This window comes from Catenuloplanes nepalensis, from assembly GCF_030811575.1.
In the GTDB taxonomy this organism is placed as follows: domain Bacteria; phylum Actinomycetota; class Actinomycetes; order Mycobacteriales; family Micromonosporaceae; genus Catenuloplanes; species Catenuloplanes nepalensis.
In genome coordinates this window covers 8,488,901-8,515,675 of the sequence record NZ_JAUSRA010000001.1, presented here as the reverse complement: position 1 = coordinate 8,515,675, position 26,775 = coordinate 8,488,901, and the positions used below count along the sequence as shown (strand labels likewise).

Here is a 26,775-nt window from a genome sequence, read left to right as displayed (position 1 = left end):
CGAGAGAGTGGGGTTACCCTCTCCGTGGACAAGATCTTTAGACGATCCTCCGCGTCGTACCGGCTCAGAGCAACTGTCGAAAATCGACGGATCTTGAGTTCCCGATACAGCTCCGAAATATTGTCGGCAAGATGCCGGGCGGCCCCGAGCGTTCCCTGCGCATGCATCAACAAAACTCCGGCCGGGAACTTCCGCGCAAACTGGCGCGACTCGGTTGGAGACCAGAAGGCGAAGACCTTCAGCACCCGGAAGGAGGCCGCTGCCTTCCTCGCGGACGTCGAGGGGAGTAAGAACCGAGGGACGTACGTCAGCCCTCACGCGGGTCGCGTGCACTTCCGCGTCGTGGCTGAGCGCTGGCTTGGGAGCCGGGACGTGGAGGCTCGCACCGCAGGGCGGACGGTGTCGCTCATGCGCACTCACGTGATGCCGAAGTGGGGTCGCTGGCCGCTCGCGCAGATCGACCACATGACGATCCAGGAGTGGGTGAGCGGCCTCAACAAGACGCTCGCGCCGGCCACGGTGGCGAAGTGCCACCGGATGCTCCTGACGATCCTTGACGCGGCGATCAAGAACAGGCACATCACCGTCAACCCCGCCGCCGGGGTGAAGGTCGGCCGCCCGAAGGACGATCGGACGGTGCGGGCCGCGACGGTGAGCCGTGACCAGTTCTTCACCGCGCTGCTACCGGCGGTGCCGAAGGAACACCGCGCGATCGTCGCCACGGCGGCCGGGGCGGGTCTGCGGTGGGGAGAGTGCGCGGGGCTGCCGTGGTGCGCGCTGGACCTCACCACGGCCCGGCTGAGCGTCCGCCAGGTCGCGGAGGAGACGCATGCTGCGTCCGGGTGCAGCCCATACCGAAATCCCGCGCTGGCAGCCGTACGGTGCCGCTGCCGGATTCCTGGTCTCCATGCTCATCGACGTCCGCGACGCGCTCGACGACACGCCGGGGGCGGATCAGCTCGTGTTCCCGAACGGGGCCGGGACGCCGCTGCTGCGCTCGAACTTCCGGCGGCGCGTATGGACGCCCGCGCTCCGGCGGGCCGGGCTGCCAACGACGCTCCGATTCCACGACCTGCGGCACTCGTACGCGACGTGGCTCGTGTCGGACGGCGTGCCGATCAACGCCGTGCAGCGGGTCATGGGGCACGCACAGGCATCGACCACGCTCAACCGATACACACACGCCCCGGTCGACTACGAGGCCCGCGTGAGGGGCGCGCTGGACGCCGTTGCTGACTTTCCGCTGACTTTGGGGCCGGACGACGGCCCGGATGGAGAGGATGACGAGACCGACGCGGGCTAGCTTGCTGCGCAAACGTCTCAGCATAGTGGACCCTAAAGAGGTGACGACCCCCGTCGGGGGGTGACGGGGGCCGTCCGGGGGTCCGACTCCGGGGGGGTCGAGCCGAACCCTCTCGGCAGTCACGGGGGGGTGCAACCGCCGAGGGTCTTCGGGCGACACCTGGAGAGGACATGAATCGGCGTCGCAAACCTAAGGATGCCTGAAGTCGACCGCGCACGTCGAGTGGCGAACGCCTTATGACCCGCGACACGCCGGTTTGCGGGCAACATCACAGGCAATCCACGCCGCCGTGGCCGGCCGTTCGCATGGTCACGTTAAACTCTGCTGCCGTGGGCCGAAGCGCCGCGTTTTTCGATCTCGACAAGACCGTCATCGCCAAGTCAAGCGCCTTGGCGTTCGGCCGTCCGTTCTACCGTGATGGGCTGATCACCCGGCGAGACGTCGTCAAGTCGGCGTATGCGCAGCTCATGTTCCGCCTCGGCGGCACCGACGAGCAGACCATGGCACGCACCCGCGACTACCTCGCGCAGCTCTGCAAGGGCTGGTCGGTGGAGCAGGTCAGCCAGATCGTCACGGAGACGCTGCACGAGCTGATCCACCCTTACGTGTACGCCGAGGCCACCGCGCTGATCGCCGAGCACCAGGCGGCCGGGCGGGACGTCGTGCTGGTCTCCGCGTCGGGCGACGAGATGGTCCGCCCGATCGGCGAGCTGCTCGGCGTCACCGACGTGATCGCCACCCGGATGGAGATCGTCGACGGGCGGTACAGCGGGCAGGTCGAGTTCTACGCCGCCGGCCCGGCCAAGGTCGAGGGCGTGAACCTGCTGGTCGAGGAGCGCGGCTACGACCTGTCCGAGTGCTATGCGTACTCCGACTCCAGCAGCGACCTGCCGCTGCTGGAGTGCGTCGGCCACCCGAGCGCGGTCAATCCGTCCCGCGCGCTGCGCCGCACCGCGATCGAGCGTGGCTGGCCGGTGCTCGAGTTCCGTCACCCGATCGCGATCGGCCGCCGCCTGCGCACCCAGCCGGCCGTCCCGGTCGCGGCCGCCGCGCTCAGCCTCGGCGTCGGCGTCGCGATCGGCGTCGCGTGGTACGGGCGGATTCGCAAGGCCCGCGCCGCCACCGCGTGACCTCCTACAGGCTTGTCTGAGCTGCGGAAACCAATCCTGCCCCACCGGTAACGCGATCCGCCAAGGCCCTGGCGATCAAGCCGGTGGCGGCGTAGAAAAAGGGGGCGGGCATGGGAGACCAGCCCCGCTCACGGCCACCGGGCACCCACGCGCGGCCCGCCGCGATAGGCACGTGGCATCGGCTCCTCCGGGACCGGTGCAGACGACATACGGACACGCTTGATAACCCGGACCGGACGTGTGGTGACGGCGCCTCGTGATCGAGGCGCCGTCCACGTGCCGCCACTCGAACGTCCGACCAGCGGGCGTGGACATAAAGGCATACTTGCGCAAATGAAGACACACTGGACTCGGCCCTACCCTCCGGGCAGTGGCCGGTGGCTCGTGATCGCCTGGGAGGCCGCGAGCATCACCGCCCTCGGCTGGACCAGCGAGCGGCTCTTCGGCTTCGACACCACCGCGACGATCGTCTTCTCGCTGATCCTGGCCGCCGCCTGGGCGATCGGGGCGGTGCGCATCGCGCGGATGGGCGTCTACGTCGGCGACCCCGGCGTCCGGATCCGCGGCCTGTTCTGGACCCGCACCGTCCCCTGGGCCGACATCGACCGGTTCCGCATGCAGGACGTGACCTACACGTTCGGCGGTTTTCGCATCCCCGGCGGCATGACCGTGCTGATCGACCGCCACGACGGCACGGAGATCAAGACGGAGATGTGGGCACAGGGCGTCGACTTCCACTCCCGCCCCGGCCTCTTCCGCCAGGTCTTCCACGAACTCCGCGAACGCCACGTGCTGCAACTCGCGATGAACAACGCTTAAGACCAAAAAAGCGGATGTTCCCGCTTCCGGCGGGGTTGCGTTCCGAGTGCTCCCGCGGGCACCGGTCGGCCGCGGGCGGCCTCCCTGTCAGTGAGGTGGGTGGCCGGGAAAAGCCAGCGGCTCGAACGCCGCCGACCGGCCAGCAGTCGGCTTCGGCGGCTCGAACGGCCCGCAGCCGACCTCGGCGACTCGAACGGCCCGCAGCCGACCTCGGCGACTCGAACGGCCCGCAGCCGACCTCGGCGACTCGAACGCCGCGCCGATGGGGCCGCAGCCGACCCGGCGGTTCGGACGCGGGCGGCGGCCGGGCGGCTCGGACGCGGGCGGCAGCCCGGCAGCTCGAACACCGGCCGGCAACCCGGCAGCTCGAACACCGGCCGGCAGCCCGGCAGCTCGCCTTGACGGTGGCTTCGCACCGGCTTCGAAGTACGCCGGCCGGTGCGGTGATCCGGGCGGGAACGGCGAGTCAGGCGGCGGCCAGGACGGCGTCGCCGATCGGGGCGATCTCGTCGGCGCCGGCCTCGACCGCGGCGGTGTAGTGGCGCAGCCAGGAGCGCAGGCCGTCCGGGGTGCCGGTGGCGAACGCGCCGGCGGCGCCGACGTACTCCGGCTGGCGGCGCAGGTGACCGACCTCGACCGCGATCAGGCCGCGCGGGTCGAAGCCGGTGGCCAGCAACGTCAGCCGCGCGGCCGCGCGCGCGACCACGCCGGACGGGCCCTCGAACGGCCGCAGGTTCAGCAGCTCGCCGTGCACGATCGCGGCCAGCACCAGCGGCGGCGCGTTGGTGCCGCCCGCGACCAGGCCCATCAGCGTGTCCAGCCGCGCCGCGACCACCGGGTCCGCGATCGGCCGGCCCAGCTCGGAGTCGGCGACCACGCCGCGCGCGGCCAGCACGTGCAGGCGGGCCAGCACCTGGCGGGGCGCGGTCCGCCAGCGCGGCGCGAGCCCGTCCAGCGCGCCGGTCACCCGCAGCGCGCCCTGCATGACCGGGTCGGTGACAGCTCCCTGCCGTACCACCTCGGGGTCGTGCTCTGCGCCCTCCAGGGCGGCACTGGCGACCGCGGCGCGGAGTCCGACCTCCGCGACGACCTGCCCGCCTTTGCGGCGCAACGCGCGGTGCCGCATGGCGGCGTCCACATGATCACGCGCGGCGGTCACCGCGGACGCGACGTCGGCGAGATCGAGCAGCGGGGCGAGGGGGTCGTTCACGGAAGGAGACGCTACCGCCCTGGTGGGACGCGGTGGGGAAAGAGGTCGGAGGGCATTCGGACCGGCCGGGGTTGGGTGGTCGGGGCGGCAGCCGGGGAAATCGACTCGTAACGGTCTCTTCACGGCGGAGAGCAGCGGTGCGAAGATCAACCGGTGGGCGCTCACCGTGCGCCATTCGGCGCGTACGGTGACCGCTTATGGCTGCTCACCAGGACCGACGCTAGTCTCGGCGGAGACCTGGATCACACGGACGTCTGACGAGGAGTTCATCGATGAGTGAGACCTTGGCGAACCTTCTCAAGGAGGAGCGGACGTTCCCGCCGCCGGCCGCGCTCGCCGCGGAGGCCAACGTCACCGACGCCGCATACCAGCAGGCCGCGAACGACCGGCTCGCGTTCTGGGAGACGCAGGCGCGCCGCCTGGAGTGGTCGAAGCCGTGGGAGCAGGTGCTCGACTGGTCCAACCCGCCGTTCGCGAAGTGGTTCACCGGCGGCGAGCTGAACGTGGCCTACAACTGCCTGGACCGGCACGTGGCCGCCGGGAAGGGCGACAAGGTCGCGATCCACTGGGAGGGCGAGCCCGGTGACACGCGCACCATCACCTACGCCGACCTGCTCAAGTCGGTCTCGCAGGCGGCGAACTACCTGACCGAGCTGGGCGTCGTCGCCGGCGACCGGGTGGCGATCTACCTGCCGATGATCCCGGAGGCCGCGGTCGCGATGCTGGCCTGCGCGCGGCTCGGCGCCACGCACAGCGTGGTGTTCGGCGGCTTCTCGGCCGACTCGCTGAGCAACCGGATCAACGACGCCACCGCGAAGATCGTGATCACCGCGGACGGCGGTTACCGGCGCGGCAAGCCGTCGGGGCTGAAGTCGATCGTGGACGAGGCGCTGCAGAGCACGCCGAGCGTCGAGCACGTGCTGGTCGTGCGCCGCACCGGGCAGGAGGTCGCCTGGGGTCAGAAGGACCTGTGGTGGCACGAGACCGTGGAGCAGGCCTCGACGGAGCACACGGCGCAGGCGTTCGACGCGGAGCACCCGCTGTTCATCCTCTACACGTCCGGCACCACGGCGAAGCCGAAGGGCATCCTGCACACCAGCGGTGGATATCTGACGCAGACCGCGTTCACGCACCACGCGGTCTTCGACCTGAAGCCTGCGACCGACGTCTACTGGTGCACCGCGGACATCGGCTGGGTGACCGGCCACTCCTACATCGTGTACGGCCCGCTGGCCAACGGCGCGACGCAGGTGATGTACGAGGGGACGCCGGACACGCCGAGCAAGGCCCGGTTCTGGGAGATCGTCGACCGCTACAAGGTCACCATCCTCTACACCGCGCCCACGCTGATCCGCACCATGATGAAGTGGGGCGCGGACATCCCGGCCGGTTACGACCTGTCCTCGCTGCGCATCCTGGGCAGCGTCGGCGAGCCGATCAACCCGGAGGCCTGGATCTGGTACCGGGAGACGATCGGGCACAACAACACGCCGGTCGTGGACACCTGGTGGCAGACCGAGACCGGCGCCATCATGATCTCCCCGCTGCCCGGCGTGACCGCAGCCAAGCCCGGCTCGGCCATGACGCCGCTGCCCGGCATCTCCGCGGACGTGGTCGACGACCAGGGCAAGTCCGTGCCGAACGGCGGCGGTGGCTACCTGGTGCTGCGCGAGCCGTGGCCGTCGATGCTGCGCACGATCTGGGGCGACGACAACCGGTTCGTGGAGACGTACTGGTCGCGGTTCGACGGCATGTACTTCGCCGGTGACGGCGCGAAGAAGGATGACGACGGGCACATCTGGCTGCTCGGCCGGGTCGACGACGTGATGCTGGTGTCCGGGCACAACATCTCCACCACCGAGGTCGAGTCCGCGCTGGTCTCGCACCCGTCGGTGGCCGAGGCCGCGGTCGTCGGCGCCACCGACCCGACCACCGGGCAGGCGATCGTCGCGTTCACCATCCCGCGCGGCAACGTCGACACCGCGGGTGAGGCCGGTGAGGCGCTGATCCAGGAGCTGCGCAATCACGTGGCGAAGACGCTCGGGCCGATCGCGAAGCCGCGCCAGATCATGCTGGTCGCGGAGCTGCCGAAGACCCGCTCCGGCAAGATCATGCGCCGCCTGCTGCGCGACGTGGCGGAGCACCGCTCGCTCGGTGACGTCACCACGCTCCAGGACTCCACCGTGATGGACCTGATCGCCAGCGGCATGAAGGACAGCAAGTCGGACGATTAAGACCAAAAGCATTCGGGGGTACGGATGGGAACCGCGACTTCCCATCCGTACCCCCGAATGTCTTTCAGGGTTTTCCTGATGGGCACCCCGGATGCGCTTCTTGGTCTCGGCCCTACTCTTAGCCCATGACTGACGACGCGAGCGTGCTGATCGAAGGGCCGTGGACACACCGGTTCGTCGGCGCGAACGGCAGCAGGTTTCACGTCGTGGAGGCCGGCACCGGACCGCTCGTGCTGTTCCTGCACGGTTTTCCGGAATTCTGGTGGGCCTGGCACCGGATCCTGCCGATGGTCGCGGACGCCGGGTTCCGCGCGGTCGCGATGGACCTGCGCGGCTACGGCGCCAGCGACAAGCCGCCGCGCGGATACGACGGATACACGCTCGCGGCGGACGTCGCCGGCACCATCCGCGCGCTCGGCGAGCGGTCCGCGATCCTGGTCGGCGCCGGCGCCGGCGGCATGATCGGCTGGACCACCGCGGCGTTCCACCCGCAGATGGTCACCCGGCTGATCGTGATGGGCGCCGCGCACCCGCTGCGGCTGCGCGCCGCGCTCTTCTCCGACCCGCGCGGCCAGGTCGCCGCCGCGACCCACACACTCAAATACCAGCTCCCGCGGTACGAGCACGTGCTCGCCCGGGACAACGGCGCCGAGGTCGGCAACCTGCTGCGCCGCTGGGGCGGCCGGGAGTGGGTGAACAGCGCGGACTTCGCCGACTACGAGGCGCGCTGCCGGGAGGCGATCACCATCCCGCAGGCCGCGTTCTGCGCGATGGAGGGATATCGGTGGGCGTTCCGGGCCGGGGTGCGCCTGCACGGCTACCGGTTCGTCAAGATGATGCAGAAACCGCTGATCACGCCGACGCTTCAGCTGCACGGCACCCAGGACCAGGCCATCCTGCCGAGAACGGCACAGGGCTCCAGCCGGTACGTGAAGTCCTCCTACGAATGGCTCCCGCTGCGCGGCGTCGGCCACTTCCCGCACCAGGAGGTCCCGGAACTGGTCACGTCCGAGATCCTGCGCTGGGCCAAATGACTGGTCGTCGCTTCGCTCCTCGGGCTCGGCGCCACTCCCGGCGGCGGTGACGGACGGCATTCAGACGAGGAGCGTGTCCGAATGTCGCCCGCCCTCTCTGGTCGCCCGCGCCTCACGTGGCCGGTGCAGGCGGTGGGTGGACCGGAGAAACCGCGGCGTTCAGATGCGGTTCTCGCGGAGGTCGGTGACCGCGGACAGCGGCGCCCAGCCCTGGTAGACGCCGAAGTCGAACTCCTCCAGGCCGAGCGCCTGCGCGGCCGGGGCCTTGCCGCCGGTGTACTCCACGCGCAGCCAGCCGTCGGCCTCGCCGAGCACGATGAACGGCTCGCCCTGCCAGGTGCAGGTGGTCCGCACGTACATCAGGTCGTCGACCTCGCCGGCGTTCAGCACCCGCACGTACCGGCCCGGACGCACCTCGGAGAACCCGTCACCGGCCTGCGGCTGGTAGATGCGCACGTTGTCGCCGTCCGGGCTCGCCTCGTACTCGCGGCCCTGGTAGCGGGCCACGTAGCCGTCGCGCATCAGTTCTCGCCGACCTTTCGCCAGGTCATCGCGTCCGTGTCGAGCAGGGCGAGCAGCGTCTGCCGGCCGGACCCATCCATGATCCACAGCTCGGAGCCGTGCGGCAGGCGCACACTGTCGACCTTGAACTCGGCGATCACGTCGGAGCTGTCGCCGGGCGCGAACCCGTTACCGCGGAACGGCGGGCGCTCGATCACCCAGCCCTCCATCGCGCGCATCGCGTTCTCGTTCTGGCCGCCGTACGGGATCCGGTACAGCGTCGGCCGGTACGCCGGCCAGCGCAGCACGTGCACCGAGTCCGCGTCCGCCCGGAACGGCGAACCCGGGTAGAGCAGGCCCAGCGCGGCCAGCAGCTGACCGGGCGTGGCCAGGTGCTCGACCTCGTTCGCCCGGTGCAGGAAGCCGGACACCCGGTCGTACCCGCGGTTCAGGAAGTAGTCGACCTGCTCCGGCGAGACCGCCTTCTGCATCACGGTCGGCGCGTTCGGGTCCGGCGGACGGGACACCGGCGCGGGCGTCTCCGCCACGCGCACCGGCGCAGGCGCCGGCTCGGCGACCTCCTCCGCCTCGGCCTCCTCGCCGAGCCCGACCTCCTTGGCCCAACTGGCCAGCGCCACGATCTGGCTGCCCGGCAGCGTCGCGCCGACCGGGCTGCCCGGGTTGACCGCGAACGACAGACCCGGGTCCGGCCAGTGCCGGATCAGGCGGGCGAACTTCACCGAGACGGTCTCGATCGCCTCACCGCCGAACAGGTGCTCGGCGAGGCGCTCCGGGGAGGTGTAGACCACCACGTACCGCTCGCCGTCGATCATGTCGGTGCGCCACGCGAAGTCCGGGTCGCCGGGGCGCCCGCCGGACGCGGACGTGCCCGGCTTGAGCGGCAGCATCACGCGGGCCAGCAGCAGCGTGGACAGGAACGAGTCGGTGCTGCCGTCGCCGGCGGCCGCGAGCAGCTCCTCCTCGACCTCGTTCGCGGGCGCGAAACCGGCCAGGTCCGGCGGCGGCGCGCTCTGCGACTCCGGCCGGTAGGCGGGCGTCGGCGCGGGCGAGAACGGCCGGTCCGGGTCGGGCGTGTAGCCGGCGTCCGGCTGCGGCGAGGCGTAGGACGGTGCGCCGTACGCGGGCGCCTCGCCGGGCGCGGCCCAGACGTGCGGCGCGCGCTCCTCCACGGCCGGGCCCTGGTGGGCGGCGCCGCGCAGATAGTCGGTGGCCTCCTCGACCGGGACCGCACCACCGTAGACGGTCGGCGTGCTGCTCGCCTGCCGGCGCGGCAGGCCACCGGGGCCGACCGCGGGCCCTTCGTCGCCGGCCGGGGCCTCGGACGCCGCGGAGCCCGCGGAGTCCTCGGACACCGGAGCGACGGGCGCGGGCGAGGTCGGCCGGGACGGCAGCGGATCCGCGCCGGGCCGGGACGGAAGTGCATCCGTGCCTGGGCTGGACGGCAGAGCGTCCGCGCCGGGGCGGGACGGGACTGCGTCCGTGCCGGTTCGGGTGGACAGCGAGTCGTTGCCCGGGCGGCTGGTCGGCTCGTCGCTTCCGGGACGGGTCGGCAGCGGCTCGGCACCCGGCCGGGACAGCGGCGAGTCGAACCCGGGCCGGGACAGCGGCGAGTCGGATCCGGAGCGGGACAACGCATCCGGGCCCGGAGCGGCCGGCGACGCGGGAACGGGACGCGCCGGCAACCCGCCACCGGCAGCCGGACGAGCCGTCAGCGAGTCCGCGGAAGGACGAGCCGTCAGCGAGTCCGCGGAAGGACGAGCCGTCAGCGAGTCCGCGGAAGGGCCGGGCCCGAAGGACGAACGGGACCCGAGCGCGTCGGCAGCCGCCGAACGCGACCCGAGCGCATCCGCCGCCGACGGGCGCTTGGGCAGCGACTCGCCGTTCGGTGGCCGCTTCGGCAGCGGCTCAAGGCCGCTCTCGGTGCCGGATCGAGCGGGAAGGCCGTTGGCCGCGTCCGGCCGCGCCGGGAGGCCACCCGCGTCGGGACGCTGCGGGAGGCCACCGGGCTCCGGCAGCGACGAGAGACCATTGGTCCCGGGGCCGGAGGGGAATCCGCCGGACTCGGCACGCTGCGGGAAGCCACCGACCTCCGACGGCGCCCCGAACCCACCGGACTCCGGCCGCGACGAGAACCCACCGGCGTCGGGGCGCGGCACGGAACCGCCCGGTCCCGGCCGTGGTGCGAGACCGTTGGTGTCCGGCCGCTGCGGCGTCGCATCGGCCCGCGGGTCGTAACCCGCCGGACGGAACGGCGCCGGCGTGCCGGTCTCCGGCCGCGATTCGCCGCCGGGCCGCACCGGGAAGCCTCCGCTCGACGCCGGGTCGGACGGCGCCGGACGGGACGGCAGCGCACCGGCGGGTGGCAGCGGCGAGAATCCCGGCGGACGCGTGTCCGCGGGCGTGAACGGCTCGGCCTGCGACCGCGCGCTCGGCGAGTCCGGAAGTGGCCGCCGCGGCAGCCCGTCCCCCTCGGCCCGGGCCGGGAACGCGTCGGCCGCGACGGTGCGTGCACCGTACCGTGGCGGTGCGGTGTCGCCGTTCGGCCCGGGCGGGTCCGCGGGACGCGTCGGCAGCGGTTCGGGGCCGGCGGGCCGCGACGCGAACGTGCCTTCGTCGGTGGCCGGCGTGAAACCGCCGGGCAGCACCGGGAACCCACCGCTCGACGCGGGGGAACCGGGCGATCCGGGAGGTGCGAGCGGTGCCAGCGGCGTCGGCCGCACGAGCGGCGCGACCTCGCCCGGCTTGGCGTCGCCGCCTGCCGGCCGGCGCGGCAGCCCGTCCGGCCCGATCGGCGGCGCGAGCAGCCCGGCCGGCGTCTCCGGCTCGGGACGGGACGATGCACCGGGGGCCGCCGGCGCCGCGGCCCAGCGGGACGGTCCGGAGAAGTCGGCTCCCCAGTTCGCATGCTGCTCCGGCTCGGGTGCGGTCTCCAAACCCGTACCCGCGGAGGGCTCGCTGCTGGTGATCAGCCCGTTGCCGCTGAGCGTGCCGGGCGAGTGGTGCGCACCGGGCGCGGCCATCGCGGCCGCGACCTCGTCCTCGCTCGGCCGGGTCATGCCCGGCACGGACGCGGTGGCGCGGGCGCGGTTCGCGCTGTCGGCCTTCATCAGCCGGGCGCGGGCGCCCATGGTCCTGCCCGGCAGGCGCACGTCGCCGCGCGCGAGCTGGGACACGAACCAGGCCGGCAGGTAGCCCTCGATGGACAGGCCGGGGTTGACCGCCAGCCACCAGTCCTCGTTCGGCCAGCCGGAGGCGAGCTCCTGGTAGGGGACGTGGCGCGTCGAACCGGCGTGCTGCGCGAGGCAGGCCGCCAGTGCCGCGGCCGACGTGAAGGCGAGCACGTGCGTGCGTCCGCCGGTGGTCCACGTGCCCCAGCTCGGCGGCCCGCCGGCCGGTGCGTCGCCGGAGACCGGCAGCAGCAACTCCGTGCGCGCGAGCACCTGGAAATAGGCTTCCTGGTCCTCCTGACGGAGGGCCTCCCGCATGGCCGCTTCGGCCTCGGTGGCCGGCTCCCAGTCGGTCACGGCCACCTCCCTTCACCCATCAGGCCAGACGCATTCGCGTACAACCTACAAGGTAGATCCAAGATCACAACGCGCGGCCGGACAGGGTCACAGAGTCAGCGTCCTCGCGGATACCATCGCCCGGGCGAAGGAGGCGGGATGCGTGGCCGAGCTGGCATCGCCGCAGTCACCGTGCTGTGGGCTTTGACGGGATTTATCCCCTCAGAACCCACCATGCCACAGAAAACCGTGACGCACCTGGCGGGCATCAGAACACAACTCTCCGCTTCCGCGCCAGTACCCCTTAGGGCAGTCTCAACGACCGGTTTGTCCTGCGAAAGCACCGCTGCGCCGTCCGGCATCGTCCGAGAAGAGCCATGGGCCCAGCAACGGTACGGTCTGGACCGCCTCGCCACCGTCGCGGACGGCACCGGCACGGTGGTCGCCGTGATCGACTCCGGCGTCGACCCCAGCCACCCCCAGCTGGCCGGACGCGTGTCGCACGGCGCCGACTTCCTCGATGACGACGGCGAGGGCGCGGTCGACTGCGTCGGTCACGGCACCGCGGTCGCCAGTCTGATCGCGGCCGGTCCCACGCCCGGCGTCGCGTTCCGGGGCGTCGCGCCGGAGACCCAGATCCTGCCGGTACGGGTGAGTGAGCAGCAGATCGTGGACGGCGCACAGACCGGCCGCACCGTCCCGCCGGACCGGCTCGCCGCCGCGGTCCGGTGGGCAGTGGACAACGACGCCGACGTGCTCAACATGTCCGTCGTGCTCTACGCCGACGATCCGGCGGTCCGCGCCGCCATCGGCTACGCGGTCGCGAACGACGTGATCGTGGTCGCCGCGGTCGGCAACCGGCACGAGACTCCGGAGCGGGCGACCGACCCCACGCCGTACCCCGCGGCCTACGCCGGTGTGCTCGGCGTCGGCGCGATCACCGAGTCCGGCCAGGCCGCCGCGTACTCGCAGACCGGCGCCTACGTCGACCTGGTCGCGCCCGGCGGCCACGTGCTGACCGCGGTGCCCGGCGGCGGCCACGCGTACGCGGACGGCACCAGTTACGCCGCCCCGTTCGGCGCCGCGACCGCCGCGCTGGTCCGGCAGCGCTGGCCGGAGCTGACCGCCACCGAGGTGATCGCGCGCCTGGTCGACACCACCGATCCGGCACCGGGCGGCCCGGCCAGCGACGCGTACGGCTACGGCGTGCTCAACCCGTACCGCGCGGTCACCGACACACTGCCCGCGGTGCCGTCCACCCGGCCCGGTCCGGCCGCGCCCCCGGCCATCCCGGCCGCCGAGGCCGTCGCCACGTCGCATCCGGGCACGCCGCGCGCGCTCACGCTCGCCGCCGTCGGCCTGGCCGCCGCGGCCGTCACACTCGCGCTCACGACGGTCCTCCGCCATGCCCGCCGCCGCCGTTCCCCCACCACGAAGCCCGACTGATCCGTCGCGCAGTCCACGCGCGCGAGAGACATCCGCCGCGTCCACGAAGGCGAGTGATCAGTGCGTCACCCGTGTCGCTGGAACGGCATGCGGGACGCCCTGATCATGGGGTGTCGAACCCGGTCAGGGACCGAAGAGTGCCCGGTTCCGGCTCTCGGTGGCCAGGTAGTCGGCCGCGGCGTCGTCGACCTCGCGGCCGATCTCGCGCAGCAGCGCGGTCAGGTCGTCGGCCGCACGCCGCCAGGCGTCGCGCCGCTCCGCGAAGGCGTGCCGCGCCTCGCCGCCCCAGGCCTCGGCCGGCAACCGGGTCCGCTCGTCCAGGTCGTCGAGCGCGGATCGCAGCGCGACGGCGGTCGCGGTGATCTCCGCACCCATCCGGCGCACCGCCACGACGTCGACGATCACGAGCGGCTCCAGGCGCCGAAGAGCCCGGCCAGGTGGACCGCCGCGTCGTCGTCGGCCGCGACGTAGGCGGCCGCCGTGGCCCGCAGCATGGCCGCGGTGCCGGTCAGCGCCGCGACCAGCGACTCCTGATCGCGCGCCCAGGCCGCGCGCAGTTCCCCGAACGCGGTGCCGCCCTCGCCCTGCCAGGCCGCGCGGCCGTCGTCCAGCCGGGTGAGCATCCCGCCCAGCAGCGTGCGCAGCCCGGCCGCCGCGTCGTCGCACGTCGTCGCCACGCCCACCAGCGCCGCCGGGTCCACCGTGGTCGCCTCTGTCATCCGCCACTCCTCCCACGCCTTCCAGGGCTCGCACGCTATCCAGCTCCGCCGGTCTTCGACGGCTGCACGGCTCAAAGGCGGCAAGCCGGGAGCGCCCCGGCGTTTCCCGGCGATAACCGCGCTGCACACACGGTCGCCACCAGCGCGGATGCCGAAGTCGGGGACGGCCGGGACACGCCACTCCGCACGATGCGACACAGCAATCGGTCGCCTTGACCGCCGCCCGCCACGGCATACACCGCAAGAAGCCCTCGCCGCGCAAGGCATCGCACGACAGCACGACGCACGGCACCGCATGACAGCGCGGCGCACGACGGCGCGACGCACGGCACCGCACGACAGCGCGGCGCACGACGGCACGACGCACGGCACCGCACGACGGCACGACGCACGGCACCGCACGACGGCACGACGCACGGCACCGCACGACGGCACGACGCACGGCACCGCACGACGGCACGGCGCACGGCACCGCACGACGGCACGGCGCACGGCACCGCACGACGGCACGGCGCACGGCACGGGAGGCACGACAGGGTCGCGGTGACTACGGCAGCGCGGGGCGGGTCGCCGCGATCGGGTCGAGGGCGGCGCCCTCCGGGATCAGGTCGACCAGCGCGGCCGGCAGGCGCAACGGTGTCGCCTCCGGGTAGCCGAGCGTGGGCAACAGGTCCGCGGACGCCAGCGCGTGCCGCCGGCCCGCGGCCGTGACCAGGCTGATCGTGCCGCCGTCGGCGCCCGGGGCGGCCACCGCCTCGACCAGCGCGCCGCGCCCCGGCTCGACCCGCACGGCGGCTGAGGCGAACCCGTCCGCCGGTGGCAGCCGCACGCCGGCCCGCAGCTCGCCGAGTCCGGCGTCCGAGTCCGCGACGCCGCACAGCGCGCCCTCCACCGGCAGCAGCGCGGGCGTCGTCGCCGGTGCGTCCGGCGGGCGCAGGTCGCCCGCGCGGGGCGCGGCCGCGTACGCCGCCTGGGACAGCTCGACCGGACCGGACTGCCCGGTCCGCGGGTCGCCGAGCAGCACGTCCGCCTGCACCTGCGTGATCGTGGCCAGTCCGTCCGCGAGCGCCACCGCGTACTCCCGCGCGCCGCCCTGGGTCGCCACCACGAAGACGCTCCCGGCCACCGCGCCGGCCACGGCCGACGGATCGCCGAGGCCCGGCACGCGCGGCGCGGCCAGCGCGGACCCGAGCGGCACCGTGTCGAGCAGCGCCGCGCTGACCACGGCCGGCCGCACGGCACTCCAGCCGAGCGCGGACAGCACCGCCGCGGACGCGACCGGGTGCCGCCGGTCGTGCCAGAGCAGGTGGATCTCGCCCGCGGCGGTGACCAGCGCGCCGGAGGAGTCCAGCCGGGTCCCGCCGTCCGCGGCCGGCCCGGCCAGCAGCACCGGCGAGCCCGCGTCCGAGCAGAGTGACCACGGCGCGCCGGCCAGCCGGTCCGCGGGCGGGAGCGAGTCCGGCGCGTCCACGATGCCCAGCGGTACGCCGCGCGCCACCCCGTCGATCGACCGCCGCGACACCAGCACCGTGGCCGGCTTCGGCGCGCCCGCGATGAGCAGCGCCGACGCGTAGTTGACGACCGGGTGCAGCCGGGCGTCCCGGTAGACGTACCGCGCGCCGGTCTCCCGCTCGACCACCACCGCGCGCTCGTCCCGCCAGTTCGTGGCGCCGCCGCCGGTGAGCAGGTCGTGGATCAGCACCGCACCGGCACCGATCGCGGCGACGAGCAGCCCGGCCAGCACCGCGCCGCCGGTCCGCGCGAACGGCGTGCGCGCCGGGTCGGCCTCCCGCGTGACCAGCGCCGCGACCACCCGGTGGACCGCGAACCGGTACGACTCAAGCTGGTCCTGCCGCGACGGCACCGCACCCTCCACATCGTTCCGGTCGACTACGCTCCCATCGATCATTGTGGGTGCGCATCCGATTACCGGCAGGAGGTTAGCGCGATGGCCGTCTCCGCGCGGACCGCCCGGATCCTGGCCACCGAGCTGGCCGCCGCCGCCGTGCTGGCCGCCGCGCTGCTCGGCCCGGTCGCGGCCGCGATCGCCGCGACGGTCGCATCCGTCGTGATCGGCGCGCTCTGGGCCCGACCACGCGGCCGGCATACGCACGAGTGGCTCGGCATCGCGCTGCGCCACCACCGGGCCCGCCCGCCGGCCGTGCTCACCGAGCCGCTGCCCACGGTCCCGATCCCGCCCCCACCGTCCCGGCTGCCGCACGATGAACCACACGACGACCCGCATGACGACCCGCGCGATCACCGCCCGGACGGCGCTGGGATCACCGCGATCGACGACGAGCACGGCCTGACCGTGGTGCTGGAACTGGGTGACCCGGACGCGCTGATCGCGCCGGAGCCGGCGCCGCTGCCGCACCCGGCCGAGTTCCCGGCCGCGCACGCCCACATCCAGCTGGTGGTCGCGATCGAGCCGGCCCGGGTCGCCGGCTACCGCGCGACGACCGGCGTGCCGGCGCGGGTGCGCGCGCTGCTGGCCGTCCGGGTCCCGCACCGGACCGGCCGGGATCCGGTCCGCGACCTGCACGGCGCGCTCCGCACGGTCCGCGCGGTGCTGGGCGACCTGCCGCACCGTCCGCTCGGCGGCGCGGAGCTGGCGACGACGCTCCGGGACCTCGCGGGCACGGCGGCCGGCCCGCACCGGCAGACGTGGCGCCACCTGCGCACGCCGGACCAGGTGCAGGCCGTCTTCCGGATCCTCGGCGACCGCCCACCGGTCGCGGACCTCGCCCGGCTCGACGCGGTCCGGGTCACCCTCGCGCTCACCCCGGCCGACACGTTGCTGCACGTCACCGTGCCGGCGGAGGCGCATCCGGGGCTACCGCGGGTGCCGCACGCGCACCGCCTGGACGGCGAGCACCTCGCCGCGCTGACCGCCGTGCTCCCGCTGGCCCGAAACCCGCACGGAAGCACGCCTCAGAACCCGCACGGAAGCACGCGGCGGAGCACGCACCGAAGCCCGCACGAGAGCCCACCAGCGAAAAAGCCCATCCGCCTGCCCCGGGACGGCGTGTTCCTCGGGCACAACCGGGAGGGCGACCCGGTGGTGATCCGCCCGTTCCGTCGCTCCGGGCCGGTCACGATCGCGGTGGTCGGGGACGTCCGCGGCGCCCGCCTGGTCACGCTCCGCGCCGTCGGGTCGGGTGCGGTGGCGCTGATCCGCTCCACGCGCCCGGCCACCTGGTTCTCGCTACTGGAGCCTGTATCGAAGTGGGGGCCGGTGCTGGAAGTGCTGGATCACCGGCCCGGCTCCGATCCGTACCCACATGCCAGGCTCTTGGTTCTGGACGAGCTGACGCCGGAGAGCGCGGCGGTCGCGGCGAGCGCCGATCTGGTGCTGTTGCAGGCGGTGCCGGCCGTGCACGCGGAGATCGCCGAGCGGGTCCTCGGTCTGGGCCGGGCTGCCGGGTGGCTCACCCGGATCCGGCCGGGGATGTTCGCGGTGGTCGCGGGCCGGGCGCTGCGCTGGGTGGAGCCGTCCCCGAGCGACGCCGAGAAGCGAGCCCTTGATCGCGCAGCGGAGTAGTGGCTGGTGGCGCTGTGCGAAGATCGGGGAGTGGGCATCCTCATTCGGCTCGGCATCAGCGCGCTGGCGCTCTGGATCGCCACGCTGATTGTTCCGGGCATCTCGCTCGAGACGTCCTCCATGGGCGGCGCGATCGGCACGCTGGTCGCGGTGGCGGTCATCTTCGGCTTGGTCAACGCGGTGCTGCGACCACTGATCAAGGTGGTCGGCTGCGGGTTCTACCTGCTGACGCTGGGCCTGATCGCGCTGGTCGTGAACGGCCTGCTGTTCATGCTGACCGGCTGGATCGCCGGTGAGCTGGACCTGCCGTTCGTGGTGGACGGCTTCTGGCCGGCCGTGTTCGGCGCGCTGCTGGTCTCGATCGTGAGCTGGGCGCTGAACCTGTTCGTCCCGGACGGCGACGACTAGCTCACATGAAAGGACCGCCGTGCGGGCAACCCCTTACGGTGGCCCCATGGACGAGACACGCCGCGGACTCGCGTACGGCCTCATCGCGTACGCCATCTGGGGTTTCTTCCCGCTCTACATCCGGCTGCTGGAGCCGGCCGGGCCGGTGGAGATCCTCGCGCATCGCGTGGTCTGGTCCGTCGTCTTCGTCGCCACGCTGCTGAGCCTGACCCGGGCCTGGTCGTTCCTGCGGACGCTGCGTGACCGGCCGAAGCGGCTCGGCGGTATCGCGCTGGCCGCCGTGCTGATCGGCATCAACTGGGGCGGTTACATCTACGGCGTCCACTCCGAGCGCGTCGTCGAGACCGCGCTCGGCTACTTCATCACGCCGCTGGTCGTGGTGCTGCTCGGTGTGCTGGTGCTGGGTGAGCGGCTGCGCCCCGCGCAGTGGGCCGCGCTCGGCGTGAGCGCGCTCGCGGTGCTGGTGCTGACCGTCGACTACGGCCGGCTGCCGTACCTCGCGTTGACGCTGGCCGCGAGCTTCGGCACCTACGGCCTGGTCAAGAAGAACCTGGCGCTGCCGCCGTCCGGTGGCCTGTTCGTCGAGTCGGCCGTGCTGGCGCTGCCCGCGCTGGCCTACCTGGCCTGGCTGACCGCGTCCGGCGGGTCCACGTTCGGCACCGAGGGTGCCGGCCACCTGGTGCTGATGGTGGTGTCCGGCGCCGCGACCGCGATCCCGCTGATCCTGTTCGCGGGCGCGGCGAACCGCCTCCCGCTGACCGCGGTCGGCATTCTTCAGTACGTCGCGCCGATCCTGCAGCTCCTGGTCGCCGTTTTCGTCTTCCACGAGCCGATGCCACCGGTCCGGCTGGCCGGGTTCGCGCTGGTCTGGGTCGCTCTGATCATCTTCACCGTGGACGGCATCCGTGCCACCCGCGGAGCCGTCGTCGTCAGGGGATGACGTACGTCAGCAGCGTCGTGTCGTCCGACCGGACCAGCTCGAACCGGTCCAGCTCGTCCTCCGTGTAGTGCGTCAGGCCGGTCAGCTCGACCTTGTCCCCCGGTGCCGCCCACCAGGACCCGATCTGATCCTGGGTCCCGTCCGCGCCCTTGGCGATCAGGCGGAACAGGATCGCCTTGCCTTCTTTTCCGGTCGGCTCGTAGGCGCACTCCATCGCGACCGCGGTGCCGTACTCCTTGGTCGTCAGCCCGACCGACGCGGCGACGGGCACGGTCTCGGCGACCGGCTTCATCTCCTTCAGCTCCGGCGGCGGCTCGGACTCCGAGGACGGCGACCCCAGAGCGATCGGCGGCGCCGAGGGGCCGGTGCCGCGCAGCGCGCCCACGCCGAACCCCACCACCAGCGCGAGTGCGGCCGCGGCGGCGAGCGTTCCGGCGTACCGCCATCGGTTCGTGCGCCGGCTGCGGCGCCGTTCCGTGGTGGCGGCCGTGATGACGCGGGGCAGACGGGACTGCTCCGCGGGGACGGCAAGTTCGGCGAAGTCCGCCGGGTCGAGCCGTCCGAGCAGGCCGGGCAGGACCGCGATCTCCGCGACCGCCTCCCGGCAGAACGGGCAGGTGGACAGGTGCCGCTCGTAGGCGGCTCGTTCTCCGGGGGACAGAGCGCCGAGGACGTAAGCGCCGTCGTCGTACGCGTAGTCGCACCTCATCGCATCACCCCCATTTCTTCCAGCGCCATGCGCAGAGCTCGCAACGCGTAGTGGGTCCTGGACTTGACTGTGCCGGGCGGGATGCCCAGCCGTTGTGCCGCCTCCGACACCGAACGCCCCTGGTAGAAGCACTCCACCAGGACCTCCCGATGTGCGAGGGAGAGCCGGGACAGAGCCTCGGCGACGGTCCACGCCTCCACTGCGCGGTCAGCCTCGTCTTCCGTCGGTGGTGGTTCCGGCAGCACGTCGGTGATCACTTCACCGGGTCGTGCGGAACGCCGTCGCCACGCGTCGATTGCCAGGTTCCGTGCGGTCGTGAACAGCCACGCCCGTACCGAACCCCGCTGTGGGTCCAGCGCCTCCGGATGTCGCCACGCACGAAGCAACGTCTCCTGACAGAGATCTTCGGCGCGCTGACGGTCTCCCCCGGCGAGCCGGAGCGCGTGAGCGAACAGCGCGTCCCCGTGCTCGTCGTGCAAGACCCGCAGCAGTGCGGTGCCCTCGTCCGTCAACGGCCACCCCCCTCTCCTGGCTCTAGGTACGCGGCCGAGCCCGGAAACGGTTCAAAGGCCAGTTCGCATGCCCCGGACGCCGCCCAGACCGCCCACCCCTGGACCGACCAAAGGCTGTTCACCTTGGGTTCATTCGTCGGTAACCGTCGGTGCTTGGCCGGGATGACGACTTCTGGCAGCGTGCGCGACGCACGGCTGGTAACGATGAAGGCCGCGCTCGTCCACGCCCCCTGCCTTCGGACGTGGAGAACCGATATGTCAAACCCGACGAGGAGGCTTCACCACATGTCCGAACGCCCCCGCCTGCTGCCGCTGATCGGCCAGACCGGCCACAGTGGCCGTAGCGCGATGACGTGCCTGTACCGCTGCGGCAACGCCTGCGACCACCCGGTACCCAACGAGTCCGAGAACGAGTACTTCGGCGATCTGGTCTCCGGCGAGGTCTCCCGTCGCGGTGTGATGCGTGCCGGTGCGATCGGTGCCATGGTGCTCGGCTTCAGCGGCGCCGTCGCCGCCGGCGCCACCCCGGCGATGGCCGCGCCCGTCGCGGAGACGCTGCCCACCACGCGGAAGCCGGGTAACGGCAACGGCACCAAGGGCAAGCTGGACTTCAAGCCGATCCCGCCGAACACGCTGGACAGCTTCGTGGTCCCGAACGGCTACGACCACTCCGTGGTGATCAAGTGGGGCGACGAGGTCGTCCCCGGCGCGCCCGGCTTCGACCTGGCCAAGCAGACCGGCAAGGCGCAGTCGAAGCAGTTCGGCTACAACAACGACTTCGTCGGCGTGATCCCGCTGGGCCGCGGCGGCGACAAGGCGCTGCTCGTGGTCAACCACGAGTACACCAACGAGAACCTGATGTTCCCGGGCTTCACCACGCTGGACGCGCTGAGCACGGAGCAGATCAAGGTCGCCATGGCCGCCCACGGCCTGTCGGTGGTCGAGATCGAGCGCGTCGAGGAGACCGGCGAGTGGGCCGTGGTCGACCGCGGCCGCCGCTCGTACAACCGCCGGATCACCGCGTCCGAGACGCAGTTCCAGTTCACCGGCCCGGCGACCGGCTCGGCGTGGCTGAAGACCGCGGCCGACCCGCGCGGCACCACGCCGATCGGCACGCTGAACAACTGCGCCGGCGGCGTCACGCCGTGGGGCACCGTGCTCTCCGGCGAGGAGAACTTCAACCAGTACTTCGTGGGCGGCGACGCGCTCAGCGCGGACCTGAAGACGCGGTACGGCCGCTACGGCATCTCCACCTCGGCCCGCTACCCGGCCGACAGCCGCAAGTGGGACCGGGTGCAGGAGCGCTTCGACCTGGCCAAGCACCCCAACGAGGGGCACCGCTTCGGCTGGATCGTCGAGGTCGACCCGTTCGACCCGGAGTCCAAGCCGCGCAAGCACACCGCGATGGGCCGCTTCAAGCACGAGGGCGCGAACGTCATCGTGGCGAAGAACGGCAAGGTCGTGGCGTACATGGGCGACGACGAGCGGTTCGACTACCTCTACAAGTTCGTCTCCGACAAGAAGTACATCGCCGGGGACTCGTCCTACGCGCGGAAGAACAACCTGTCGCTGCTCGAGTCCGGCACGCTCTACGTGGCGAAGCTCGGCTACACCAGCGCCGGCGAGATCGACGGCTCGGGCAAGCTGCCGAGCGACGGCGCGTTCGACGGCGCCGGCAAGTGGATCAAGCTGGTCAGCGGCAACAAGTCGTTCGTCGACGGCATGACCGCGGCGGACGTGCTGGTCTTCACGCGCCTGGCCGGCGACAAGGTCGGCGCCACCAAGATGGACCGCCCCGAGGACGTCCAGCCGAGCCTGATCACCGGCAAGATCTACGCGGCGCTGACCAACAACACCAACCGCGGCGTCGGTACGAACGCGCCCGCCGACGAGGCGAACCCGCGCAACGCCAACAAGCACGGCCACATCTTCGAGATCACCGAGGACAAGGGCGACCACACCAGCGAGTCGTTCACCTGGGCGGTTCCGATCGTGTGCGGCGACCCGGCCGACCCGGCGACGTTCTTCGCGGGCTACGACAAGACCAAGGTCTCGCCGATCTCCTGCCCGGACAACGTCGCGTTCGACTCGACCGGAAACCTCTGGGTCTCCACCGACGGCAACGCGCTGGGCAGCAACGACGGCCTCTTCGCCACGCCGATCGAGGGTCCGGAAAAGGGTCACCTCAAGCAGTTCCTCACCGTGCCGCGCGGCGCGGAGACCTGTGGCCCGTTCATCACGGAGGACGACAAGTCGGTCTTCGTGGCGGTCCAGCACCCGGGTGAACTCACCGGCGCCTCGGTGGAGAACCCGGCCTCCAACTGGCCGGACGGCGACATCGCCAAGCCGGGCGTCGTGGTCACCTGGCGCCGCGACGGCGGCTTCATCGGCGCCTGACGCCTCCAAGAACCACACGCCGGCGGGGGTACGCGTACCCCCGCCGGCGTTCAGGTCGTGCCGTTGGGTTCGCCCGCGGCCAGCGCCTCCGCCACCACCCGCGCGGTGGCCTGCAACCGGGTGCGCAGCACCCGGGCCGACGTCATCAGCTCCGCGGCCGGCAGCGCGCAGGCGATCACCACGCGCCGCTCCAGGTCCCGGTCCGGCGTCACGATCAGCCCGGCGCACGCGACGCCCTGCCGGAACTGGCCCATCTCTATCTGCATGCCGCGCCGCTCGCCGGCGGCCAGGTCGTTCTCCAGTTGCTCGACCGAGGTCAGCGTCTGCGCGGTGAACTGGCGCATACCGAAATCTCGCAGGTACCGCGCGCGCTGGTCGGGCGTGAGCGTCGCCAGCAGCGCCTTGCCGAGCGCGGTCGCGTGCGCCCCCTCGTCGAAGCCGGGGACCAGATCCTCCACATAGGGCGAACGGGGGCCCTCCGCCACCGCCGTGATCGCCACCTTGTTACCGACGAAGCGGCCCAGGTAGTGGCTGTAGCCACTGTCCACCGCGGCCCGGCGTAACGCGTCGCCGACCGCGGGCGGCCCGCGGAACGCGGCGACGAGCTCCCGGTACCGATCGGCGATCTCGAGGCCGACGATGTAGGTGCCGTCCTCCCGCCGGATCACGTAACCCTCGTAAGCGAGGGTCCGGACCAGGTGGTACGTCGTCGCCACCGTCAGCTCGCACCGCCGTGCGATCTGCTTCACCGTCAGTCCACGCGGTGCCCGCCCGACCGATTCCAAGACACGTAGCGCACGCGAGACGCTACGAATCAGGTCGGACGGCTCCGCTAAGGGGTCGCGCACACCCACCTCCGTAGCCATGGACTTACACCATATGAAAAAGGCTCCGATGAGGGAATGCCCGAATGGATTGAGAGACCCAGATATCTCGTGACCTTGGGTGTCCAAGTTAACACTTTGGGTGGTACGCCCGGATCAAGTAGCATTTGCCGAGATGGTCAAGATCCGCTTCTCCCCGGGTCCGGTCGGCGGCGTACTCGCCACCACCATCGCGGTCGTCCTGCCCGGATTCCTCGTCGGCGGCCTCGCGGTCCAGATCGGCGAGTCGTTCCCGCTCTCCCCGGCCCAGCTCGGCATCGCGATCTCCGTCTACTTCGGCGTGAGCGCGCTCGCCTCCATCCCGGCCGGGCGCCTGGTCGAGCGGTACGGCTCCGGTCCCACCGCCCGCGCCGCGATCGTGCTCTCCGCCGCCTCGCTGCTCGCGGTCGGCCTGCTGGCGAACTCCGCGCTCACGCTCACGCTGCTGCTCGCGGCCGGCGCCGGCGCCAACGCGCTCGGCCAGATCGCCGGCAACGCCGCCCTCGCCCGGCACGCGCCCCCGGGACGGCAAGGGCTGTCGTTCGGCACCAAACAGGCCGCGATCCCGCTCTCCACGCTGCTGGCCGGCGCGGCCGTACCCACGGTGGCGCTGACGCTCGGCTGGCGGTGGGCGTTCGTGCTGGCCGCCCTGCTGGCATTGAGCGCGCTGCCGGCCGCACCGGCCGCGCCCGCCCGCGTCCGCGATCACAGCGCCCCGTCCGGCCACGCCACGGCCGGGCTCGTCGTCGTGGCGGTCGCGGCCACGCTCGCGGCCGGTTCCGCGAACGCGCTCGGCACGTTCCTGGTCGACGCGACCGTGGCGCGCGGCGTCGGCCCCGGCCCGGCCGGGCTCGCGCTCACGCTGGGCGGCGCGGTCTGCGTGGCCGCGCGCGTGCTCGGCGGCTACTTCGCGGACAAGCTGCCGGGCCGGCAGCTCACGGTGATCTCCGCGCAGCTGATCATCGGTGCGGGCGGGCTGGCACTGCTCACGCTCGGCGGCAACCCGGCGCTGATCGCCGGCGTGGTGCTCGGCTTCGGGCTCGGCTGGGCCTGGCCCGGGCTGATGAACTTCGCGGTGGTGCGCCTGCACCCGCGGGCGCCCGCGGCCGCCACCTCGGTCACCCAGACCGGCGTCTACGCGGGCGGCTGCCTGGGCCCGCTGACGCTCGGTTTCGTCGCCACCCACTTCGGATACACCGCCATGTGGCTGGCGGCCGCCAGCGCCATGCTGGGGGCGGCACTGTGCATGGCCCTCGGCGCCACCCTGCTCCGCCGCGCCCGACCAGCCGCGTAAGCGGGACACGCCGAACCGGCCGCGTGAGCGGGACACGCCCGACCGGCCGCGTGAGCGTCCGCCAGCCCGCGTCAGCCGGCACCTACTGCCGGCCGCGTGAGCGGGACACGCCCGGCCGGCCGCGTGAGCGTCCGCCAGCCCGCGTCAGCCGGCACCTACTGCCGGCCGCGTGAGCGGGCACGTACTGCCGGCCGCGTGAGCGGGCACGCTCAACCGCACCAGCCCTTGCCGCGAGCCGCCCTGCCCGCCGAGCGCGAGCCGCCTGCGGCGCACCGAACGAAGATCGAGGCGTTCCCCATGTCGCTAGAAGGACATGGGGACGCCTCGATCATGGAACGTGGGTCAGGCGGAGAGCAGGCGGCGGACGCGGTCGGCGCCGGCCGCGAGCAGCAACGTGGGCAGGCGCGGGCCGGTGTCCCGGCCGACCAGCAGGTGGTAGAGCAGCGCGAAGAACGTCCGCTGCGCCACCTTCAGCTCCGGCGTCGGCTTCGTGTCCGGTGGCAGCCCGGCCAGCACCTTCGGCACGCCGTAGACCAGTGTGGTCAGACCGTCCAGCGACCAGTGCTCGTCCAGCCCGGCCACCAGCAGCCGCAGCGACTCCCGCTGCGTGTCGTCCAGGCTCTTGATCAGGTCGAGGTCCGGCTCGTCCCGCAGCCGGGTGCGCTGCTCGGCCGGCACGTGCGTCGTCACCCAGGTGGTGGCGCGGTCCAGCCGCGGGCGCACCTCGGACAGGTTGATGATCGGCGCCGCCGGGTCCAGGTCGTGCAGGATCCGCAGCATCTGGCCCTCGTCGCCGGTGGTGATGTCCGCGACGCTGGCCAGCGTCCGGTACGACACCGGGCGCGGCGTCACCGGCAGCGATCCGGCCGCGGTGCTCGCGGCCCGGGTGTGCACGGCCGCGTCGACCTCGTTCGCCTCGCCGGCCGCGATCCGCTTCTCCAGCGCGTCCCACTCGTCGTAGAGCCGCTGGATCTCCTGGTCGAACGCGACCTTGAACGACTGGTTCGGCCGGCGGCGCGCGTAGAGCCAGCGCAGCAGCGGCGCCTCCATGATCTCCAGGGCGTCGGCCGGTGTCGGCACGCCCCCCTTGGAGCTGGACATCTTCGCCTGGCCGGAGATGCCGACGAACGCGTACATCGGCCCGATCGGCTGCTCGCCGCCGAAGATCTCGGTGACGATCTGGCCGCCGACCACGAACGAGCTGCCCGGCGACTGGTGATCCACGCCGGAGGGCTCGAACACGACGCCCTCGCGCGCCCAGCGCATCGGCCAGTCGACCTTCCAGACCAGCTTGCCGTCGGTGAACTCGCTCAGCAGCACCGTGGCGGTGTGCCCGCACGTGCAGGTGTAGGTCAGCTCGGTGCTGTCGTCGTCGTAGGCCACGACGGTGGTGAAGTCCTTGCCGCAGTCCGCGCAGAACGGCTTGAACGGGTAGTAGCCGGTCGCGGTCGCACCGTCGTCCTCGCCGGCCGCGCCCGATCCCTCGGCGGCCTCGGCGGCTGCCGCCTCGTCGGCCTCGTCCAGCTTCGGGCCCTGCTGCTTGGGCGCCTTCTTCGGGGCATCCCGGTTCTTCGTCCGGTAACGGTCCAGGATCGCGTCGATCCGCCCGCGCTCCCGCATGGCGAGCAGAACCTGCTCACGGTACGCACCGGAGGTGTACATCTCGGTCTGGCTGATGCCCCGGTACTCCACGCCCATCTCCGCCAGCGACTCGATCATCGCGGCCTTGAAGTGCTCGGCCCAGCTGGAGTAGGCGCTGCCGGGCGGCGCCGGCACCCGGGTCAGCGGCTTGCCGATGTGCGCCTGCCAGGCCGGGTCCTCCGGGTCGATGCCGGCGATCCCCTTCGGCACCTTCCGGTATCGGTCGAAGTCGTCCCAGGAGATGATGTGCGTGACGTCGTGCCCGCGGCGCCGGATCTCGTCCGCGACCAGGTGTGGCGTCATCACCTCGCGCAGATTGCCCAGGTGGATCGGCCCCGACGGGCTCAGCCCACTCGCACAGACGATCGGCTTGCCCGGCGCACGACGCTCCGCTTCCGCGATCACCTCGTCCGCGAACCGATTGACCCAGTCAACATCGCTGCCAGCAGCCACGCCCTCAACACCCTCTCCGCAAACCGCAACACCCCATTCTCCCCGACCTCACCGCCGACCCCACGCGCGGGCAACTCAATTACGCGAAAGGCGC

21 protein-coding genes and 1 pseudogene are annotated in these 26,775 nt (G+C 72.4%); 12 read left to right on the top strand and 10 right to left on the bottom strand.

Features of this window, described 5'->3' with window-relative positions; all coding sequences use genetic code 11:
- Window positions 1-24: 24 nt before the first annotated feature.
- From J2S43_RS42370 to J2S43_RS36930, 4 genes and pseudogenes are all read left to right on the top strand, one after another.
- Window positions 25-546 (top strand): annotated as a pseudogene (locus J2S43_RS42370) (hypothetical protein); the annotation flags it as partial.
- A gap of 283 nt (window positions 547-829) precedes the next feature.
- Window positions 830-1,303, top strand: coding sequence for a tyrosine-type recombinase/integrase (locus J2S43_RS36940; protein ID WP_306837141.1), 474 nt, complete (start codon window positions 830-832; stop codon window positions 1,301-1,303).
- Window positions 1,304-1,632: 329 nt separating this feature from the next.
- Window positions 1,633-2,433 (top strand): HAD family hydrolase, encoded by an 801-nt coding sequence (locus tag J2S43_RS36935; protein WP_306837139.1) that lies wholly within the window; start codon window positions 1,633-1,635, stop codon window positions 2,431-2,433.
- A 333-nt stretch (window positions 2,434-2,766) separates the two neighbouring features.
- Window positions 2,767-3,252, top strand: a complete 486-nt coding sequence (locus tag J2S43_RS36930) for a PH domain-containing protein (RefSeq protein WP_306837137.1) — start codon at window positions 2,767-2,769, stop codon at window positions 3,250-3,252.
- A gap of 466 nt (window positions 3,253-3,718) precedes the next feature.
- On the opposite strand, the gene J2S43_RS36925 is transcribed toward J2S43_RS36930, so the two are convergent.
- The gene (locus J2S43_RS36925; protein WP_306837134.1) at window positions 3,719-4,462 is read right to left on the bottom strand and encodes a Fic family protein; all 744 of its coding nucleotides are present in this window, start codon (window positions 4,460-4,462) and stop codon (window positions 3,719-3,721) included.
- 272 nt (window positions 4,463-4,734) lie between these two features.
- Here J2S43_RS36925 and acs point away from each other — a divergent pair, with 272 nt between their 5' ends.
- On the top strand, window positions 4,735-6,696 hold the full coding sequence (gene acs, locus J2S43_RS36920) for an acetate--CoA ligase (RefSeq protein WP_306837132.1): 1,962 nt from the start codon (window positions 4,735-4,737) through the stop codon (window positions 6,694-6,696).
- A gap of 125 nt (window positions 6,697-6,821) precedes the next feature.
- Window positions 6,822-7,730, top strand: coding sequence for an alpha/beta fold hydrolase (locus J2S43_RS36915; RefSeq protein WP_306837130.1), 909 nt, complete (start codon window positions 6,822-6,824; stop codon window positions 7,728-7,730).
- Window positions 7,731-7,889: 159 nt separating this feature from the next.
- Here J2S43_RS36915 and J2S43_RS36910 read toward each other — a convergent pair whose 3' ends face one another.
- Entirely contained in the window at window positions 7,890-8,255 is a 366-nt protein-coding gene (locus J2S43_RS36910; RefSeq protein ID WP_306839705.1) for a UCP033725 family protein, read from the bottom strand.
- Window positions 8,252-11,776 (bottom strand): SseB family protein, encoded by a 3,525-nt coding sequence (locus tag J2S43_RS36905; RefSeq protein WP_306837127.1) that lies wholly within the window; start codon window positions 11,774-11,776, stop codon window positions 8,252-8,254. The genes J2S43_RS36910 and J2S43_RS36905 overlap by 4 nt, the downstream gene beginning before the upstream one ends.
- A 306-nt stretch (window positions 11,777-12,082) precedes the next feature.
- Here J2S43_RS36905 and mycP point away from each other — a divergent pair, with 306 nt between their 5' ends.
- Complete coding sequence (mycP, locus tag J2S43_RS36900) at window positions 12,083-13,201, top strand: type VII secretion-associated serine protease mycosin (protein WP_306837125.1); 1,119 nt, start codon at window positions 12,083-12,085, stop codon at window positions 13,199-13,201.
- Between the two features lie 123 nt (window positions 13,202-13,324).
- Here the strand turns inward: mycP and J2S43_RS36895 are convergent, their stop codons facing one another.
- The 3 genes from J2S43_RS36895 to eccB form a co-directional block, all read right to left on the bottom strand.
- On the bottom strand, window positions 13,325-13,606 hold the full coding sequence (locus J2S43_RS36895) for a WXG100 family type VII secretion target (RefSeq protein WP_306837123.1): 282 nt from the start codon (window positions 13,604-13,606) through the stop codon (window positions 13,325-13,327).
- Window positions 13,603-13,920, bottom strand: a complete 318-nt coding sequence (locus J2S43_RS36890) for a WXG100 family type VII secretion target (protein ID WP_306837121.1) — start codon at window positions 13,918-13,920, stop codon at window positions 13,603-13,605. Before J2S43_RS36890 ends, J2S43_RS36895 begins: the two co-directional genes overlap by 4 nt.
- Before the next feature lie 547 nt (window positions 13,921-14,467).
- A complete protein-coding gene (gene eccB, locus J2S43_RS36885; protein WP_306837120.1) occupies window positions 14,468-15,784 on the bottom strand; it encodes a type VII secretion protein EccB in 1,317 nt (438 codons plus the stop codon).
- 84 nt (window positions 15,785-15,868) lie between these two features.
- Between eccB and J2S43_RS36880 the strand changes: the two genes are divergently transcribed.
- From J2S43_RS36880 to rarD, 3 genes are read left to right on the top strand one after another with little or no spacing between them, the layout of a single operon-like run.
- The gene (locus J2S43_RS36880) at window positions 15,869-17,464 is read left to right on the top strand and encodes a hypothetical protein (RefSeq protein ID WP_306837118.1); all 1,596 of its coding nucleotides are present in this window, start codon (window positions 15,869-15,871) and stop codon (window positions 17,462-17,464) included.
- A gap of 30 nt (window positions 17,465-17,494) precedes the next feature.
- Window positions 17,495-17,872, top strand: coding sequence for a phage holin family protein (locus tag J2S43_RS36875; protein ID WP_306837116.1), 378 nt, complete (start codon window positions 17,495-17,497; stop codon window positions 17,870-17,872).
- Window positions 17,873-17,918: 46 nt separating this feature from the next.
- The gene (rarD, locus tag J2S43_RS36870) at window positions 17,919-18,812 is read left to right on the top strand and encodes an EamA family transporter RarD (RefSeq protein WP_306837113.1); all 894 of its coding nucleotides are present in this window, start codon (window positions 17,919-17,921) and stop codon (window positions 18,810-18,812) included.
- Here the strand turns inward: rarD and J2S43_RS36865 are convergent.
- Together J2S43_RS36865 and J2S43_RS36860 are read right to left on the bottom strand one after the other, a co-directional pair.
- On the bottom strand, window positions 18,802-19,521 hold the full coding sequence (locus tag J2S43_RS36865; protein ID WP_306837111.1) for an anti-sigma factor family protein: 720 nt from the start codon (window positions 19,519-19,521) through the stop codon (window positions 18,802-18,804). The genes rarD and J2S43_RS36865 overlap by 11 nt on opposite strands.
- The gene (locus J2S43_RS36860; protein WP_306837110.1) at window positions 19,518-20,033 is read right to left on the bottom strand and encodes a sigma-70 family RNA polymerase sigma factor; all 516 of its coding nucleotides are present in this window, start codon (window positions 20,031-20,033) and stop codon (window positions 19,518-19,520) included. Before J2S43_RS36860 ends, J2S43_RS36865 begins: the two co-directional genes overlap by 4 nt.
- 285 nt (window positions 20,034-20,318) lie before the next feature.
- Here J2S43_RS36860 and J2S43_RS36855 point away from each other — a divergent pair, with 285 nt between their 5' ends.
- Window positions 20,319-22,430: a PhoX family protein gene (locus J2S43_RS36855; RefSeq protein ID WP_306837108.1), complete on the top strand. Its 2,112-nt coding sequence runs from the start codon at window positions 20,319-20,321 to the stop codon at window positions 22,428-22,430.
- A 50-nt stretch (window positions 22,431-22,480) separates the two neighbouring features.
- Here the strand turns inward: J2S43_RS36855 and J2S43_RS36850 are convergent, their stop codons facing one another.
- A complete protein-coding gene (locus J2S43_RS36850) occupies window positions 22,481-23,278 on the bottom strand; it encodes an IclR family transcriptional regulator (protein WP_306839703.1) in 798 nt (265 codons plus the stop codon).
- Window positions 23,279-23,429: 151 nt separating this feature from the next.
- On the opposite strand from J2S43_RS36850, the gene J2S43_RS36845 reads away from it, so the two are divergent.
- Entirely contained in the window at window positions 23,430-24,587 is a 1,158-nt protein-coding gene (locus J2S43_RS36845; RefSeq protein ID WP_306837106.1) for an MFS transporter, read from the top strand.
- Between the two features lie 342 nt (window positions 24,588-24,929).
- Here the strand turns inward: J2S43_RS36845 and lysS are convergent, their stop codons facing one another.
- Window positions 24,930-26,681 (bottom strand): lysine--tRNA ligase, encoded by a 1,752-nt coding sequence (gene lysS, locus J2S43_RS36840; RefSeq protein ID WP_306837104.1) that lies wholly within the window; start codon window positions 26,679-26,681, stop codon window positions 24,930-24,932.
- Between the last annotated feature and the right edge of the window lie 94 nt (window positions 26,682-26,775).